General features: G+C 60.6%; 14 protein-coding genes. 10 read left to right on the forward strand and 4 right to left on the reverse strand.

What is annotated here, in order from left to right:
* The first annotated feature begins 1 nt into the window (after position 1).
* The 8 genes from GGQ68_RS05750 to GGQ68_RS05785 all read left to right on the forward strand — a co-directional run bounded on the left by GGQ68_RS05750 (position 2) and on the right by GGQ68_RS05785 (position 8,122).
* Entirely contained in the window at positions 2–469 is a 468-nt protein-coding gene (locus GGQ68_RS05750) for a GNAT family N-acetyltransferase (protein ID WP_183963847.1), read from the forward strand.
* The gene (gene urtC / locus GGQ68_RS05755) at positions 466–1,632 is read left to right on the forward strand and encodes an urea ABC transporter permease subunit UrtC (protein ID WP_183963849.1); all 1,167 of its coding nucleotides are present in this window, start codon (positions 466–468) and stop codon (positions 1,630–1,632) included. Before GGQ68_RS05750 ends, urtC begins: the two co-directional genes overlap by 4 nt.
* Positions 1,629–2,369 (forward strand): urea ABC transporter ATP-binding protein UrtD, encoded by a 741-nt coding sequence (gene urtD / locus GGQ68_RS05760; RefSeq protein ID WP_183963851.1) that lies wholly within the window; start codon positions 1,629–1,631, stop codon positions 2,367–2,369. Before urtC ends, urtD begins: the two co-directional genes overlap by 4 nt.
* Before the next feature lie 85 nt (positions 2,370–2,454).
* On the forward strand, positions 2,455–3,153 hold the full coding sequence (gene urtE / locus GGQ68_RS05765) for an urea ABC transporter ATP-binding subunit UrtE (protein ID WP_183963853.1): 699 nt from the start codon (positions 2,455–2,457) through the stop codon (positions 3,151–3,153).
* A gap of 137 nt (positions 3,154–3,290) precedes the next feature.
* Complete coding sequence (locus tag GGQ68_RS05770; RefSeq protein WP_183963855.1) at positions 3,291–4,772, forward strand: globin-coupled sensor protein; 1,482 nt, start codon at positions 3,291–3,293, stop codon at positions 4,770–4,772.
* A gap of 178 nt (positions 4,773–4,950) precedes the next feature.
* A complete protein-coding gene (locus tag GGQ68_RS05775; RefSeq protein ID WP_183963857.1) occupies positions 4,951–5,895 on the forward strand; it encodes a sugar phosphate isomerase/epimerase family protein in 945 nt (314 codons plus the stop codon).
* Positions 5,896–5,988: 93 nt separating this feature from the next.
* Positions 5,989–7,158 (forward strand): Gfo/Idh/MocA family protein, encoded by a 1,170-nt coding sequence (locus tag GGQ68_RS05780; protein WP_343055862.1) that lies wholly within the window; start codon positions 5,989–5,991, stop codon positions 7,156–7,158.
* 148 nt (positions 7,159–7,306) lie between these two features.
* On the forward strand, positions 7,307–8,122 hold the full coding sequence (locus tag GGQ68_RS05785) for an ABC transporter substrate-binding protein (RefSeq protein WP_183963859.1): 816 nt from the start codon (positions 7,307–7,309) through the stop codon (positions 8,120–8,122).
* Positions 8,123–8,135: 13 nt separating this feature from the next.
* On the opposite strand, the gene GGQ68_RS05790 is transcribed toward GGQ68_RS05785, so the two are convergent.
* Complete coding sequence (locus GGQ68_RS05790) at positions 8,136–9,335, reverse strand: aminotransferase-like domain-containing protein (RefSeq protein WP_183963861.1); 1,200 nt, start codon at positions 9,333–9,335, stop codon at positions 8,136–8,138.
* 142 nt (positions 9,336–9,477) lie between these two features.
* On the opposite strand from GGQ68_RS05790, the gene GGQ68_RS05795 reads away from it, so the two are divergent.
* Positions 9,478–10,290 (forward strand): amino acid ABC transporter permease, encoded by an 813-nt coding sequence (locus GGQ68_RS05795; RefSeq protein WP_183963863.1) that lies wholly within the window; start codon positions 9,478–9,480, stop codon positions 10,288–10,290.
* A complete protein-coding gene (locus GGQ68_RS05800) occupies positions 10,287–11,015 on the forward strand; it encodes an amino acid ABC transporter ATP-binding protein (RefSeq protein WP_221235522.1) in 729 nt (242 codons plus the stop codon). Before GGQ68_RS05795 ends, GGQ68_RS05800 begins: the two co-directional genes overlap by 4 nt.
* Before the next feature lies 1 nt (position 11,016).
* Here the strand turns inward: GGQ68_RS05800 and GGQ68_RS05805 are convergent, their stop codons facing one another.
* From GGQ68_RS05805 to GGQ68_RS05815, 3 genes are read right to left on the reverse strand one after another with little or no spacing between them, the layout of a single operon-like run.
* Positions 11,017–13,209, reverse strand: coding sequence for a xanthine dehydrogenase family protein molybdopterin-binding subunit (locus GGQ68_RS05805; RefSeq protein WP_221235523.1), 2,193 nt, complete (start codon positions 13,207–13,209; stop codon positions 11,017–11,019).
* Between the two features lie 3 nt (positions 13,210–13,212).
* Positions 13,213–14,226 carry an FAD binding domain-containing protein gene (locus GGQ68_RS05810; RefSeq protein ID WP_183963865.1) on the reverse strand — a complete coding sequence of 338 codons (1,014 nt, stop codon included), beginning with the start codon at positions 14,224–14,226 and terminating at the stop codon, positions 13,213–13,215.
* Positions 14,223–14,741: a (2Fe-2S)-binding protein gene (locus GGQ68_RS05815; RefSeq protein ID WP_183963867.1), complete on the reverse strand. Its 519-nt coding sequence runs from the start codon at positions 14,739–14,741 to the stop codon at positions 14,223–14,225. Before GGQ68_RS05815 ends, GGQ68_RS05810 begins: the two co-directional genes overlap by 4 nt.
* Positions 14,742–14,767: the final 26 nt, after the last annotated feature.

Here is a 14,767-nt window from a genome sequence, read left to right on the forward strand (position 1 = left end):
CATGCATATTGACGTAATCCCCTCCCCCACCCCCGCGTTCAAGGCGCTGGTCGACACCCATGTCACCTTCTGTGATGGCACCGCCCCGGCAGAAAGCTGTCACCGCCTGCCGATATCTGCGCTGTTCGCGCCGGACATCACCGTCTGGGGCGCGTTTGACGGCGATGAACTGGTCGGCATGGGTGCGCTCAAACAGCTCTCCCCCACTGCCGGAGAGATCAAATCCATGCACACCCTTGCTGTCGCCCGTGGCAAAGGCACCGCCCGCGCCATTCTCAACACCATCCTCGACGCAGGGGCCAGACGCGGCATGACCACCTTCTGGCTCGAGACCGGCGTTCACCCGGATTTCGCCGCGGCCCGCGCGCTGTATTCGGCGCAAGGCTTCAGCGAATGCGGCCCCTTTGGCACCTACGTCAGCGACCCGCATTCGACCTTCATGACAAAAACCTTGGAGGCCACGACATGAACCGTTCCTTCCTCGCCCAGAACCCATCGGTTCTGTGGTTCCTCGTCTTGCTCGGACTGTTCACCCTTGTGGTAACGGTCCTGTCAGAGGCGTTCGGTGTGGGCTTCCTCTCCACCTCCTTCGTCAAGACATTGGGCAAGACGCTGTGCCTGTGTCTCATCGCCATCGCCATGGACGTGGTCTGGGGCTATTGCGGCATTCTCAGCCTCGGGCATTTCGCCTTCTTCGGGATCGGCGGCTATGCCATCGGCATGTGGCTGATGTACGCGCGGACCGAAGGCATCGTGGCCGAGAGCTTGTCCAACCAGATCATCCCTCCCACCAGCCAAGAGCTGCAGGACGCCATCGCCAGCCAGATCTTCGGCGTGGTGGGCGCATCGGAATTTCCCACGCTGTGGACCTTCGCCCATTCGCTGCCGCTGCAATTGCTGATGATCTTGCTGGTGCCCGGCCTGCTGGCGCTGGTCTTCGGCTGGCTGGCCTTCCGCTCCCGCGTTACAGGCGTCTACCTGTCGATCCTGACACAGGCCATGACACTGGCCCTGTCGCTCTACCTGTTCCAGAACGACTCGGGACTGCGCGGCAACAACGGCCTCTCCGGTCTGCAAAACATCCCCGGCGCAGAGGGCGTGCCACAAAGCGTCATATCGATCTGGTTCCTCTGGGGGTCTGCTCTGGCACTGGGTCTGGGATACGTTCTGTTTGCCTGGGTGGTGTCGGGCAAAATGGGCAGCGTGATCCGTGCCATCCGCGATGACGAAACCCGCGTGCGCTTTCTCGGCTACCACGTGGAAACCTACAAGCTCTTCGTCTTCACCCTCACCGCCGTGGTCGCAGGCATCGCCGGTGCGCTCTATTACCCGCAGGCGGGCATTATCAACCCGGCCGAAATCGCGCCCATAGCATCGATCTATCTGGCTGTCTGGGTCGCCATCGGCGGACGCGGCCGCCTGTACGGTGCGGTCATGGGCACCGTGGTCGTCACGCTCGCCTCCAGTTGGTTCACCGGCGGCGGCGCACCTGATGTGAACCTTGGCGTGTATACCATCCAATGGACCGACTGGTGGCTGGTATTGCTCGGGTTCTCCTTTGTCGCTGTCACCCTCTTCTTCCCACAAGGCCTCGGCGGACTGGTGGACAAGCTCAAAGGAGCCAAGGCATGAGCACTCTTCTGGAAATGTCCGGCGTCTCCGTGTCCTTCGACGGATTCAAGGCGATCAACAACCTGTCCTTCCAGATCGGTGAGCCGGAGCTGCGCGCCATCATCGGCCCCAACGGCGCGGGCAAGACGACCTTTATGGACATCATCACCGGCAAGACCAAACCGGACGAAGGGCGCATTTCCTGGGGGGACAAGAACATCTCGCTCCTCGGCATGTCGGAATCCCAAATTGCCCGCGAAGGCATAGGCCGCAAGTTTCAGAAACCCACCGTGTTCGAAGCGCAGACCGTGCGCGAAAACCTCGCCATGGCGCTCAAGAACCCGCGCGGTCCCTTCGACGTATTGCTTTATAAAAAGACCAGACAGGGGGCCGAACGCATCGAAGCCATTGCCGAACAAACCGGCCTCGCCGATGTGCTGACCCGCGTGGCGGGCGAGCTGTCACACGGTCAAAAGCAATGGCTGGAAATCGGTATGTTGCTGGCGCAGGAACCGCGCCTGCTGCTGGTGGACGAACCCGCCGCCGGAATGACTCCGGCGGAACGCGAAAAAACGACGGAAATGTTGGTCAACGCTGCGAAAACCCGTGCCGTCGTCGTGGTCGAACATGACATGGAATTCATTCGCCGCCTGAAGTGCCGCGTCACCTGCCTGTGCGAAGGCTCCGTCTTGGCCGAAGGCTCCATTGATCATGTGACCTCCAACCCGAATGTCATCGACGTCTATCTCGGGCGCTGACACGCAGGTGGACGCCTGCGCCTCTGCTTTTCCATTTCCCCATACTTCCGCCTGCCCCGCAGCGCACCGCCGAACAGGATCCCTCATGCTGACGCTCAAAGACCTCACGCTCCACTACGGCCACAGCCAGATCCTGTACGATATCTCGATGGAGGCCAAACCCGGTGCCGTCACCTGCCTGATGGGCACCAATGGGGTGGGAAAAACCTCCCTGCTCAAGGCGATTTCCGGCACGCACCCCCGCTCCGGTGGATCTATGGTCCTCAATGGCCAGGACATTTCAGCAAGGACCTCTCCCCATGCGCGGGCACAGGCCGGGATTGGCTACGTCCCGCAGGGGCGCGACATCTTCCCTTTGATGACGGTCCGCGAAAATCTGCAAACCGGCTACGCGTGCATTCCGAAAAGCGACTGGACCATCCCTGATGAGGTGTTCGAGCTTTTCCCGATCCTCAAGGATTTCCTGAACAGGCGCGGTGGCGACCTTTCCGGTGGCCAACAGCAACAGCTTGCGATCGCCCGTGCGATGATCGCGCAGCCCAAGCTTCTCCTTTTGGACGAACCCACCGAAGGCATCCAGCCCAACATCATCAAACAGATTGGCGAGGTCATCAAATACCTCCGTTCCAAAGGCGACATGGCGATCATTCTGGTCGAGCAATTCTTTGATTTCGCCTATGAACTCGGCGATCACTTCGTCGCGCTGGAGCGTGGTCGCGTGATCCACAATGCACCCCGCGCCGAAACACTACGCGAGGATCTGCTGGCCAAAGTCTCCGTATGATCCCGCGAAAGCCACGCATTTGAACCTAAAATGCGTGGCTTTCCGCTAGGGAAATCTGAGGACGGTCCAGAGTAAATTAACCTGAGAATGAGATGGTCGCCATGACATGCTGAGACTGGCAGAAATGGAACGTACCTATGCCCCACTCTTTCGAAGAAAAGCTGAAGCACTATCATCTCGACGGTGAGAACCGCGAGCGACTGAAAGAAGTGGGCGAGGTGCTTTTGCCTGAGCTCGATAAAGTGCTGGAGAATTTTTACGTCCGAGCCAAGGCAAATCCCGAGGCCGCCGCCTTCTTTTCCGATCAAGAGCAGATGGACACAGCCCGAAGCGCCCAGAAAAAGCACTGGGAACGCATTTTGAGGGCTGACTATAGTCAAGAATATTTCGATTCCATTGAACGCATTGGCCGCGTTCACGCGCAGATCAAACTGCCGATAGAAGTCTACATGTCGGCCTATACAATGGCAACGTCCGACCTGATCACCATCTTCCTTACAAAGTCACGTCAGGGATTCCGCCGCAAGAAACTGAGTCTCATTCGCGATCAGATCTGTGTGCTGACCCGGGCTTTCGCGCTCGATATCGAACGCGTGGTCGAAACCACGTTCCGCGTACAGGCTGAAGAGCAAAATATCGCATTTGAGCATTTGAGCACAGTCATCGACCACATGGCTGACGGCAACCTGTCGGAATTTGTGCCAGATCCGCACGAAAGCGACTTCCCGGCCAGCTACAACCCTATACGGCAGAAACTCAACTCGGCCATCGACAAGTTGGGGCAAACGCTCGGCACTGTTTCCAGAACCATGGACAAGCTTTTGATGATGATCGATGGCGTGGGCGACTCAGCATCTGACCTGTCCAACCGCACCGCCAGCCAAGCCGCCTCGCTGGAAGAAACCGCCGCCGCCATCCACGAACTGACGGAAAACGTGCGCCAATCCTCGGACAATACGAACAAGGCCAAGTCCGTCGCCGGCGACGCCGCTCGCAAGGCCGAAGATGGTGCCGACAGCGTTTCCGAGGCCTCGGAGGCCATGGGGCGCATCCAGACCTCATCGGACCGCATTACCCAGATTATCGGTATGATCGACGACATCGCATTCCAGACCAATCTGCTTGCATTGAACGCTGGCGTAGAAGCTGCACGTGCCGGTACGGCGGGGCGCGGATTTGCAGTGGTCGCCGAAGAGGTTCGCGTTCTGGCCGGTAACGCCTCCGACGCGGCAAAGCAGATCAAGGACTTGGTCACGGCCTCATCCGGCGAGGTGGCTTCTGGCGTGGAGCTGATCCAGAAGTCAGCGGAAACCCTGGAAACAATTGTCAAGAATTTCGAGCAAGTGACCGCACTATCAAATGAAATCGCCTCCGCCTCTGCGGAGCAGTCGACAGCGTTGTCGGAAGTCAACTCCGCGATTTCGCAGATGGATATCGTCACCCAGCAAAACGCCGCAATGGTTGACGATACCACAAGCGCTACCAAGGATATGCGGATCGAAGCGATGCAATTGCGAAAAATCCTCGAAACCCTGACCATCCCGGCGCAAAACGGCAACCACTCAGCCACGCCAATCAACGTCGATGACGAGGACAGCCAAACGGTTCGTGTCGCCTGAGCCGCGCCCCAAAATCGGCCACCCAAAGGCTTGGCGACTTCAAATCATTTTCGGCGCGACCTACGCAAACTCATATGCTCGAATTCAAGCAATATTCCCGTCCATTTCCGTCGATGCATACAACGGTCTGTTTACCACCGCTGTCGTAAGGCTTTGATGTCAAGAAGGGAAATGCAGCATGAAACTCGCACTGGTCACTGACAGTCTGGCGCATCTTACCTTTGAAGACATGCTGGATGCGGCAAGCCGCTTGGGTTTGTCGGCGATAGAACTCAACACCGGTGGCACCTCCAACAGGCCGCATGTGGACGTGCCAAGGCTTCTGGAGGATGCAGATGCACGCAAACGTTTGCTTGGGAGTGTCCGGGACAAGGGGCTGAAGCTGCATGCCTTCAATGCCTTCGGGAATCCCCTTCACCCAAATGATCGCACGCAGGCGGACACTTTGGTCGACAGCATCAGACTGGCTGGCCTGTTCGAAGTGGACACGGTTGTCACGGCCTCCGGGTTACCCGCAGCCAATCCAAACGACACCATGCCGAATTGGGTTACCAATTCGTGGACGAAAGAGAACCAGAGCGCGCTCCGCTACCAATGGGAGGAAGTCCTCTTCCCGTTCTGGACGGGCATTGTCGCGCTCGCGCGCGAAAACGGAGTCAACCGCATCGCGCTGACACTCGGCGTGAACCAATGCGTGCACAACGTCCCCACACTTTTGGAACTGCGCGAAACCGTAGGTCCGCGCATCGGCGCCAGCCTCTCGCCCGCGTCACAATTCCTAATAGGCGCGGACCCCATCCAAGCCGTCGAAATTCTAGAACACGCGCTCTACAATGTGCACGCAACGGACATTATGCTCAATCCGGCTGTGCAAGCCACCACGTCGCTTATCGATACTGGTAACCTTCTGGACATGGCCCACCGGCCTTGGTGCTTTACAACGCCTGGTTATGGCCATGATGCCGACTGGTGGTCGCGTTTTTGCTACCGCCTCGCCATGATCCAATTTGACGGCTGCATTTCAGCCACGCATCAGGATCTTGTGCTACGCCCGATGGATGCATTGCATAAATCCACTCGGATGTTGCGGGACGTGATGCCACTCGCAAAACGCAACAACTGATCCTCTCGCATAAGCCTTTCACGGAAACGCCTTGAAGGACACTCGGGGCCGTGCGACATTTGGTATACCAGATGTCACCGCGGCAAGGTAAAAGTGGTCCGCCGAGGCGAACACATCCGGCGCCCACCACAACCCCGAGACGCCTCGAAGAGGGTGTGTCCGCAACAACCACCCGGAGTTTCCATGACAAAAACGAGAATTGCCGTTATCGGCGCGGGATGGATTAGCCAAGAAGCTTTTCTCCCCGCCGTACATCAGACCGACAATGCCGAAGTGATCGCGTTGATTTCGGGCAGCGCCGAACAGTCGCGCAAGCTCGCCGATTTTCATGATATTCCGGATGTTGTCAGCTACGAAGCTATGGATTCATATCTTGCCTCCGGCAAGGTGGACGCCGTCTACATTGCGACGCCAAATTCACTCCACGCTGATCAGGCCATCCGCGCCGCTCAGGCAGGCTGCCATGTTCTGGTCGAAAAACCTCTCGCCACGACGGAGGCCGAATGCCAGGCGATGATCGAGGCCTGCGAGACGGCTGGCGTCCATCTGATGACGGCTTATCGCCGCCATAATGAGCCCGGCACCATCGACATGCTCACCCGCATCCGCGACGGCGAAATTGGACGGCCGAACCTGATCATGTCGGCGTTCACCGCCCAAATGGCCGCCGACAATCACCGCCTTTCGGCAAGCCATTGGGGCGGTCCCCTGCAAGATCTCGGCGTCTATTGTGTCAACGCAATTCGCCATATTTTTGCGTCCGAACCCACCGAAGTCATCGCGATGCAAAGCTTCGGAGACAATGATCCGCGCTTTGAGGAAGTGCATCAAAGCATGTCTGCGACGATGCGTTTCCCCGGCGGACGACTGGCCCAGTTTACCGTCAGCTTCGGGGCCGAACCTCGGGACACGCTTCATGTCATCGGCAGCGAAGGAGCGCTGTCCCTGGATCCCGCCTTCAAGTTTGAATATGACGTGACGCGCACCCTCCATCGTGGCGAAACCGTAGTTGACCGGGAAACCCAGCCGTCCAATGACGACTTCGGCTCGATGATTACGTACTTCGCCGATTGTATTCAAAACGGCACAACGCCTGAAAATGACGGGCGAGACGGCCTGGCAGATGTCGTCATCCTGCGCGCAATCGAGCGCGCCGCCGAAACGGGTCAGCCGCAATCCATCGACCTACCGCCCCGCCCCTCTCATCCCGGTCCAGACACGCTGCGTCGGGTGCCCCGGTCCTCTCGACGTCTTGTGTTCTGACGCCAATTTCACATCGCTGCTTTGCAATAAGTTCGGCGCGGACGCAGGAGAATGGCGCGGCAAAGGCTCCGCGCCCTTTCTAGCTGCGGAAATTGACAAGGTGACACAACCCGCGGAAGCTTCCTGCGAACCATATGGGAGTCCCGCCATGAAATTGCTCTATGTCACCGCAGCCAGCCTTGCCCTGTCCGCGCCTGCCTTTGCCCAGAACGACTGCGCCGCGGGACAGACGCTATCTGAGGGCACCCTGACAATCGCCACCGGGAACCCGGCCTTCTACCCTTGGGTACTGGACGACGCGCCCGCCTCCGGCGAAGGGTTCGAGGCTGCCGTCGCCTATGCCGTTGCCGCCAATATGGGCTTTGAACCAGATGCAGTGGAATGGACGCGGTCCAGCTTCGATCAGGCAATTCAGCCCGGTGCGAAGGATTTCGACATCAATATTCAGCAGTTCTCCATCACGCCGGAACGAGAGGAGGTCGTTGATTTCTCGATCCCTTATTACACCTCCGCCATGGCCGTTCTGACCACGCAATCCGTTGTGGACACCGGGGCCGAGGCCACGCTCGACAGCCTCAAGACGCTGACTTGGGGTGCCGACGCAAACACCACTGCTGTCGCCATGCTCGCCGACCTTATCGCACCGCAAACTGGACCGATGCTTTATAATGACAACGTCGATGTCACGGCTGCCATGCAGGCGGGCCAGATTGACGCTGCGCTGTTTGACCTGCCGACCGCGCTTTATCTCTCAGCCGTGGTGGTGCCGGATGGCACGCTTTTGGGCCAGTTCCCAGCTGACCGCACCGAAAGCCCCGATCAATTCGGGATGCTCATGGCCAATGACAGCCCATTGAAACCCTGCGTCGACGCCGCGCTGCAAGAATTGATCGACGACGGCACGCTGGCCGCGATCGAAACACAGTGGCTCGAAGAAACCACAGGCGTACCTGTCATCAAGTGATGTTTCGGGGCGGTCATTGCACGCGAAGCAGCCGCCCCAACCGTTCCATGCCCTCGGCAATCTGAGCCTCTGACGCGCAGGAAAATGACAGACGCAACGTATTCCGGCCTGAGCCATCGGCGTGGAATGCGCCGCCAGGGACGAAAGCCACCCGTTCGCTGGACAGCGACTGCGCCAGCACCTCAGCAGCATCCATTCTCTCGGGCAGAGTGACCCAGACGAACATGCCACCCTCGGGCCGGGTCCATGTCACGCCTTCCGGCATGTGCCGGTCAAGCGCGTCCAACATGGCGTCTCGTCGGGCACTGTAAACTTGGCGCAGCTTGGCCACATGCGTGTCGAACAGCTCCCGCGCCACGCGGTCTGTGGCGATTTGGTTCAGCGTCGGAGAGTGCAGATCAGCCGCTTGCTTCAGCAGAACCAAGCGCTCAATCACAGGGCTCGCGGCGCAGACCCAGCCCACCCGCAGACCCGGTGCCAAGACCTTGGAAAAAGAGCCGCAGTAGATCACACGCGACGCCTCGATCCCGCCCACTTCGGCCACATCCATCGCCTGCAAGCTGGGGATCGCCTCTCCGTTGTAGCGCAGCGCCTGATAGGCCCCGTCCTCGATCACCGCGATGTCCAAGGCGCGCGCCTGGTCCAGCAACCGCGCCCGGCCTGACGCGTCCAGGGTCTCGCCGGTCGGATTGGCGAAATCGGGTGACAGATACGCCATTTTCACCTTGCCGCCTGCGGCCTCGGCTTCGGCCTGCATCTCGTTCGGCGCGACGTTGCGCCAAGGATCAAGCGGAGCATATCGCGGCTCACACGCGTTGAACGCCCCCAGCGCCCCCAGATACGTCGGCCAGCCCACCAGCGCCGTATCCCTAGGCGTCAGCAGCAGTTTTCCAAGGTAATCCAAGGCTTGTTGCGACCCAGAAGTGATGATGATGTTTTCGGGACCGCATGGCACGCCGAGACTGATCATGTGATCCGCCACCCACGCCCGCAAAGGGCCGTAACCTTCGGATACGGAATATTGCAGCGCTGCAGGGTTCTGAAGTGCCTCGCCCATCGCGCGCTCATAGGCCGCGGTCGGGAACAACGTCGCATCGGGGATGCCCCCGGCAAAGCTCAGGATGTCCGGCTGGTCAAGCAGCTTCAACAGCTCACGAATTTCAGAGGCTTTCATCCGCCCCATGCGCCGCGCCAGAACGCCCGTCCAGTCCATCACATCTTCTCCCACATACATGCTAATGGCATATAAATTGCCGCGTAGGTACGCAATACTGACCTAAAGCATGTAACAAGTCGTGAAGCGTTTGACAGCCATCCCCTGTGGCGCAACAGTCGGTGCGACCAACGGATCACTTATGCCCACACGCCGAGAGATATTCGAACGCCGCCAGCGCCGCCGCGCCAACCTGATCGCTGCGCTGTCCACTGGCGCCGTTTTGCTTGCCGTATGCGTTCTGGTGCCCCTGTCACCGGGATGGGAGTCGGTGCAGCGGGCCTTTTTCAACGGCGCGATCTTTGCGCGCACCTTCCCGGGTTTGCTGGAAGCCTTTCTGCTCGACGTCGCCATATTCGCATGGTGTGCGCCGCTGATTGCCATTCTGGCGCTGGCGCTCGCCATTGCGCGCGACCTGCGCGCCCCGGCATTGACACCTGTCCGGCTGGCGGCGACCGCCTTTATCGACATCTTTCGCGGCTTGCCGGTGATCCTCGTGATCTATCTCGTGGGCTTTGGCATTCCCGGCCTTGGCCTGCCGCGCCCTTGGAATTCGCCGTACCTGTGGGGGTCACTGTCGCTGATCCTCGTTTATGCGGCCTACACCGCCGAGGTCATCCGCTCAGGCATTTCCTCGATCCACGACAGCCAACGCGCCGCCGCGCTATCGCTGGGCCTGACCGAGACCGACACCATGCGTTATGTGGTCTTGCCGCAGGCCATCCGTCGCGTGATCCCTGCCAATATGAACCTCTTCATCGCATTGCAAAAAGACGTGGCGCTTTTGTCATTCATCGGCCCGGTGGAGATCTTTCGCCAAGCTGGCGTCTACAAATCCTTGCTGGCCAATTTCACGCCTTACGTCGGTGCGGCGTTGATCTTTCTCGCCGTTACTATCCCCGCCACGCGCTACGCGGATCACCTGATGAACAAGCAGCGGAGGCAGCAGCAATGAGCTTGCTGGAAACCCGCGGCTTGGTGAAATCCTACGGCGGAACGCGTGTTCTGGATGGGATCGACCTCACCATCCAGGCTGGAGAAATGGTCTGCCTGATCGGCGCATCCGGGTCTGGAAAATCCACGTTTCTCAAGTGCCTCAACCTGCTGGAGCCGGTGGACGACGGGCAGATCCTGCTTGACGGCGTGGACATCGCGGAACCGGACCTGGACCCGCGCCCGGTGCGCCAGCGCATCGGCATCGTATTTCAATCCTTCAACCTCTTCCCGCATATGACCGCGCTGGAGAACGTGCTGCTCGCCCCTTGCAGGGTGCATGGACGCCGACGCCAGGACGTGTCGCCGGAGGTAGAACGGCTTTTCACGCGGTTTGGATTAGAGGACCGAATGGGACACTACCCGGACCAATTGTCCGGCGGACAGCAGCAACGCGTGGCCATTGTGCGGGCGCTCGCGATGAAGCCCGACGTCATGCTATTTGACGAGATCACGTCGGCCCTTGATCCCGAATTGGTGGGCGATGTCCTGGACGTGCTGCGCACCCTGCGCGCGGAGGGCATGACCATGGTGCTCGCCACGCATGAAATGGGATTTGCCCGCGAATTGGCGGACACCGTCTGCTTTCTTGACAACGGGCGGATGCTTGAAACAGCCCCGCCCGCAGAAATCTTTACCAATCCACAAAACGACCGCACCCGCGCCTTTCTGGCCCGGGTGCTGTGAATCACGACTCCATCGCCTCGATCACGCGATCTGGCAGCGCTGGAATGGTCCGGACACGTTTGCCCGTCGCATGCGCGATGGCGTTGAGGATTGCCGCACCCGCACCAGAAATCCCGAGTTCGCCGATGCCCTTGGACTGGATCGGATTGGCCTCGTCATCCCGCTCCTCAAGAAAGACCACCTTCATGTCGCGCGGCACATCAAGGTGCGAGGCGACGTGATAGTTCGCAAGATCGCGCGTGACCACGTGGCCATCTCGGGTGTCGTTCATCATCTCCTCGTGCAAAGCAGACCCAAGGCCCCAGACCATGCCGCCCAGCGCCTGACTGCGCGCGGTCTTTTCGTTCAGGATCCGGCCCATGGCCATGACACCCAGCATCCGACGCACGCGGACCTCGCCGGTCCATTCGTTCACCGCGACCTCGGCGAAATGGGCGCCAAAGCCAGCAGAGAAAGACTCCTTCGCCGTTTTGCCTCCTTCGATGGTCGCCTCAGCCACCATTTCCGAGTCCACAAGATCCGCGAGCGATTTTTCCACGTTGCCGCCGCGCGCAATGCCGCCGGAAAGGGTCAGATCATCCGCCTCGCAGCCCAGACGCTTTGCCAGCTCTTCACGCAAGGTCTTGGCTGCCATGAAGACCGCCGACCCGGCAGAGCTTGCGCCAAAGGAACCGCCCGACCCCGATGCGCCCGGCAGGTCACTGTCGCCGAGGCGCACCTCAACCTGCTCCACGCTCAGCCCCAGCATTTCTGCCGCGATCTGGCCGAGGATGGCATAGGTCCCGGTGCCTATATCGGTCATGTCGGTCTCGACGATTGCACCGGTGCCCGTCAGACGCACCCGCGCGGCGCTCTCTATCAGCATGTTGGTACGCGCGGCAGAGGCCATGCCCATTCCGATCAGCCAATCGCCCTCGCGGCGCATCTTGCGATCTGCCCAGCCAAAGCGTTCGGCCCCATCGTTCAGGCAATCCGCCAGACGGCGCGCGCTGTAGGGGCGACCGTCCATCGGATGCGTGTCCGGAATGTTCTTCAGCCGCAGCTCAAGCGGGTCCATGCCCAGCTTCTCAGCCAACTCGTCAACGGCGGCCTCAAAGGCAATCATGCCAACAGCCTCACCGGGAGCCCGGACGGAGCCGGACGGCGTCATGGCAGGTCGCGCAACGGTCTGCTGAAAGCTGAGGCCATCGGCACCGTAGAGGAACTGCGATGCCTGCGACACCGGCTCGGCAAAGCCTTCGCCCTGGATATTCGACACGCGGTCATCGTGCGACAGGGCCACGATGCGCCCGTCCTTGGTCGCGCCCAGACGGACCCGCTGCGCGGTCTCGGACCGGCGCAGGACGGAGTCGAACACCGTCTGGCGGGACATCACGACACGCACCGGGCGACCCAGCTTTTGCGCGGCTATGCACGCGGCAATCGCCTCTGGCCCGATGCCCAGCTTGGAGCCGAAACCACCCCCGACATAGGGCGCCAGTATGCGCACGGCGTCCGGAGAAATGCCCAGAGAATCCGCTACTTCGAGCTTGTTGAAGCGCACCATCTGGAGCGCGGACCGCAGCACCAATTGGTTGCCGGTCCATTCGGCAACAGCGGCGTGCGGTTCCATCGGGGCGGCCACGTGCGACGGGCTGAAGTAGTCCAGATCGACCTTCACGGCAGCCCCGTCATAGGCCGCGTTGAAATCACCCGCCGTGTCGGGGTCGCCGACCTCCTGCTCCGCTGTGTCAGGGGTGACGGCCACGCCGTCTTCGGCCTCGTACGTGACCTTCAACCGATGCGCGGCGTCACGCGCGGTTTCAAAGCTTTCGGCCACAACCAGCGCGATGGGCTGGCCGTGATAATGCACCTCATCACCCGTCTGCACCGGGGCCTCGCCGGCCATACCCTGCGCCGGATTTCGGATCATTCGCGGATCCGTGATTACATCCACGACACCCTCGACTCCCGCGAGCGAACCCTTGTCGACGGCCGTGACCTTGCCGCGAGAGATCGTCGCCCGCACAAGCACCCCATGCAGGCAGCCGGTCGGCAGCACATCCGCTGCATAAGGCGCCGTGCCGGACACCTTCAGCGGGCCGTCGGGCCGGTCCAGCGGCGCGCCGACGATGCCTTGGCCGGTGTTGTCCAACAGACGCGGCTGAGCCTTGTCCATCTTGAAATGTGTGGTTTCGGAGAAATCGTCTCTCATGACTTAAACCTTCGCAATATCAACGCCATGCGCGTCGCTCAGCCCGCAGGCCTGCCGCAGCGTGGCAATCAGGGTTCGGCGCAGCAAAGGCCGCTTGTATTCCACGTCGGGGTGCGGCGCCTCGGCGCGGGTCAACGCATCCGCCGCCTTTGCAAACAACGCGTCCGAGGGCGCTTGTCCCACCAGCATGTCCTTCACGTCGGCGTTCTGAAACGGGTGGGGCGCAATCGAGCCGAACGCCATGTCGGCGCGGACGATTTTGCCATCTTCGACCTTCACCGCCGCCGCCACCGTCACCAGCGCAAAGGCATAGGACGCGCGGTCCCGGACTTTCCGGTAAACCTGGTGCGTGCCCTCAAGCGGAGCGGGCAAGATCACGGCGGTCACGAGGTCATCCTCAGCCAGCACGTTTTCGATGTGCGGCGTGTCCCCCGGCCCCTGGTAAAAGGCTTGGATCGGCACCTGCCGGGTCTCGCCGTCAGCGGACCGGATTTCGACCACAGCATCCAGCGCGGTCATCGCGGTCGCCATGTCGGAGGGATGTGCTGCAAGGCAATGCTCGGACGTGCCAAACAGCGCCAGCATCCGGCCCGATCCTCCCTGCGCCGCACAGCCGGTGCCCGGTGCGCGTTTGTTACATGCCTGCGAGGTGTCGTAGAAATAAGGGCATCGCGTGCGTTGCAACAGGTTGCCGCCGGTGGTCGCCTTGTTGCGGATCTGGGCCGAGGCCCCGGCCAGAATTGCGCGGCTCAGCAGCGGCCAGCCCTTGCGGACGTTCGCGTCATTGGCGAGCGCGGTGTTGGTGACCAACGCCCCGATGCGCAGCTTGTCGCCATCTTTCGTGATTTCGGACAGGCCGTCGATGCGCGTAATATCCACCAGTTTTTCCGGCGTCATCACCTGGATTTTCATCAGGTCGAGCAAATTGGTGCCACCTGCGATCACCTCGGCTTTGGCGTCCAGCGCCTTGCCTGCATCCTCCAGCGCGTCGGCGCGTGTGTAGTCAAACGGGATCATGCCTGCGCTCCTTCGTTTTCCTGATCCGCGACCATGGCGATGGCCTCTCGGATCAGCGGATAGGCCGAGCAGCGGCAGAGGTTACCGCTCATGCGCTCTGCCATTTCATCATCGGTGAGCTTGGGCACTTCGAGATCGTCAGAGACGTAGGACGCCTGACCTTTCTGCATCTCCTGAAGCAACGCGGTCGCGGACATGATCTGGCCCGGCGTACAGTAGCCGCACTGATAGCCGTCCTTTTCCACAAACGCCTTTTGCAGGGCAGAGAGTTTGTCGGGGGAGCCAATACCCTCGATCGTGGTGACCTCCTGACCGTCGTGCATCGCCGTCAGGCAGAGGCAAGAGTTCACCCGCTCGCCATCCAGAAGCACCGTGCAGGCACCACATTGACCATGGTCGCAGCCTTTCTTGGTCCCGCTGAGGCCAAGGCCGTCACGAAGGGTGTCGAGGAGCGTAGCGCGTGGATCGTGCTCGACCGTCTGCGCCTCGCCGTTTACGGTGAGTTTCGTCTGCATAGGGGAACCTCTGGCTTGGGATATCC

Source organism: Sagittula marina, assembly GCF_014196795.1.
Classification (GTDB): Bacteria; Pseudomonadota; Alphaproteobacteria; order Rhodobacterales; family Rhodobacteraceae; genus Sagittula; species Sagittula marina.

Coding starts and splice junctions, on each gene's coding strand:
- GGQ68_RS05770 (WP_183963855.1), top strand. CDS start 3,291: ATGCCCCACTCTTTCGAAGAAAAGCTGAAGCACTATCATCTCGACGGT.
- urtE (WP_183963853.1), top strand. CDS start 2,455: ATGCTGACGCTCAAAGACCTCACGCTCCACTACGGCCACAGCCAGATC.
- urtC (WP_183963849.1), top strand. CDS start 466: ATGAACCGTTCCTTCCTCGCCCAGAACCCATCGGTTCTGTGGTTCCTC.
- GGQ68_RS05775 (WP_183963857.1), top strand. CDS start 4,951: ATGAAACTCGCACTGGTCACTGACAGTCTGGCGCATCTTACCTTTGAA.
- GGQ68_RS05790 (WP_183963861.1), bottom strand. CDS start 9,335: ATGGACTGGACGGGCGTTCTGGCGCGGCGCATGGGGCGGATGAAAGCC.
- GGQ68_RS05805 (WP_221235523.1), bottom strand. CDS start 13,209: ATGAGAGACGATTTCTCCGAAACCACACATTTCAAGATGGACAAGGCT.
- GGQ68_RS05785 (WP_183963859.1), top strand. CDS start 7,307: ATGAAATTGCTCTATGTCACCGCAGCCAGCCTTGCCCTGTCCGCGCCT.
- GGQ68_RS05810 (WP_183963865.1), bottom strand. CDS start 14,226: ATGATCCCGTTTGACTACACACGCGCCGACGCGCTGGAGGATGCAGGC.
- GGQ68_RS05815 (WP_183963867.1), bottom strand. CDS start 14,741: ATGCAGACGAAACTCACCGTAAACGGCGAGGCGCAGACGGTCGAGCAC.
- urtD (WP_183963851.1), top strand. CDS start 1,629: ATGAGCACTCTTCTGGAAATGTCCGGCGTCTCCGTGTCCTTCGACGGA.
- GGQ68_RS05800 (WP_221235522.1), top strand. CDS start 10,287: ATGAGCTTGCTGGAAACCCGCGGCTTGGTGAAATCCTACGGCGGAACG.
- GGQ68_RS05795 (WP_183963863.1), top strand. CDS start 9,478: ATGCCCACACGCCGAGAGATATTCGAACGCCGCCAGCGCCGCCGCGCC.
- GGQ68_RS05750 (WP_183963847.1), top strand. CDS start 2: ATGCATATTGACGTAATCCCCTCCCCCACCCCCGCGTTCAAGGCGCTG.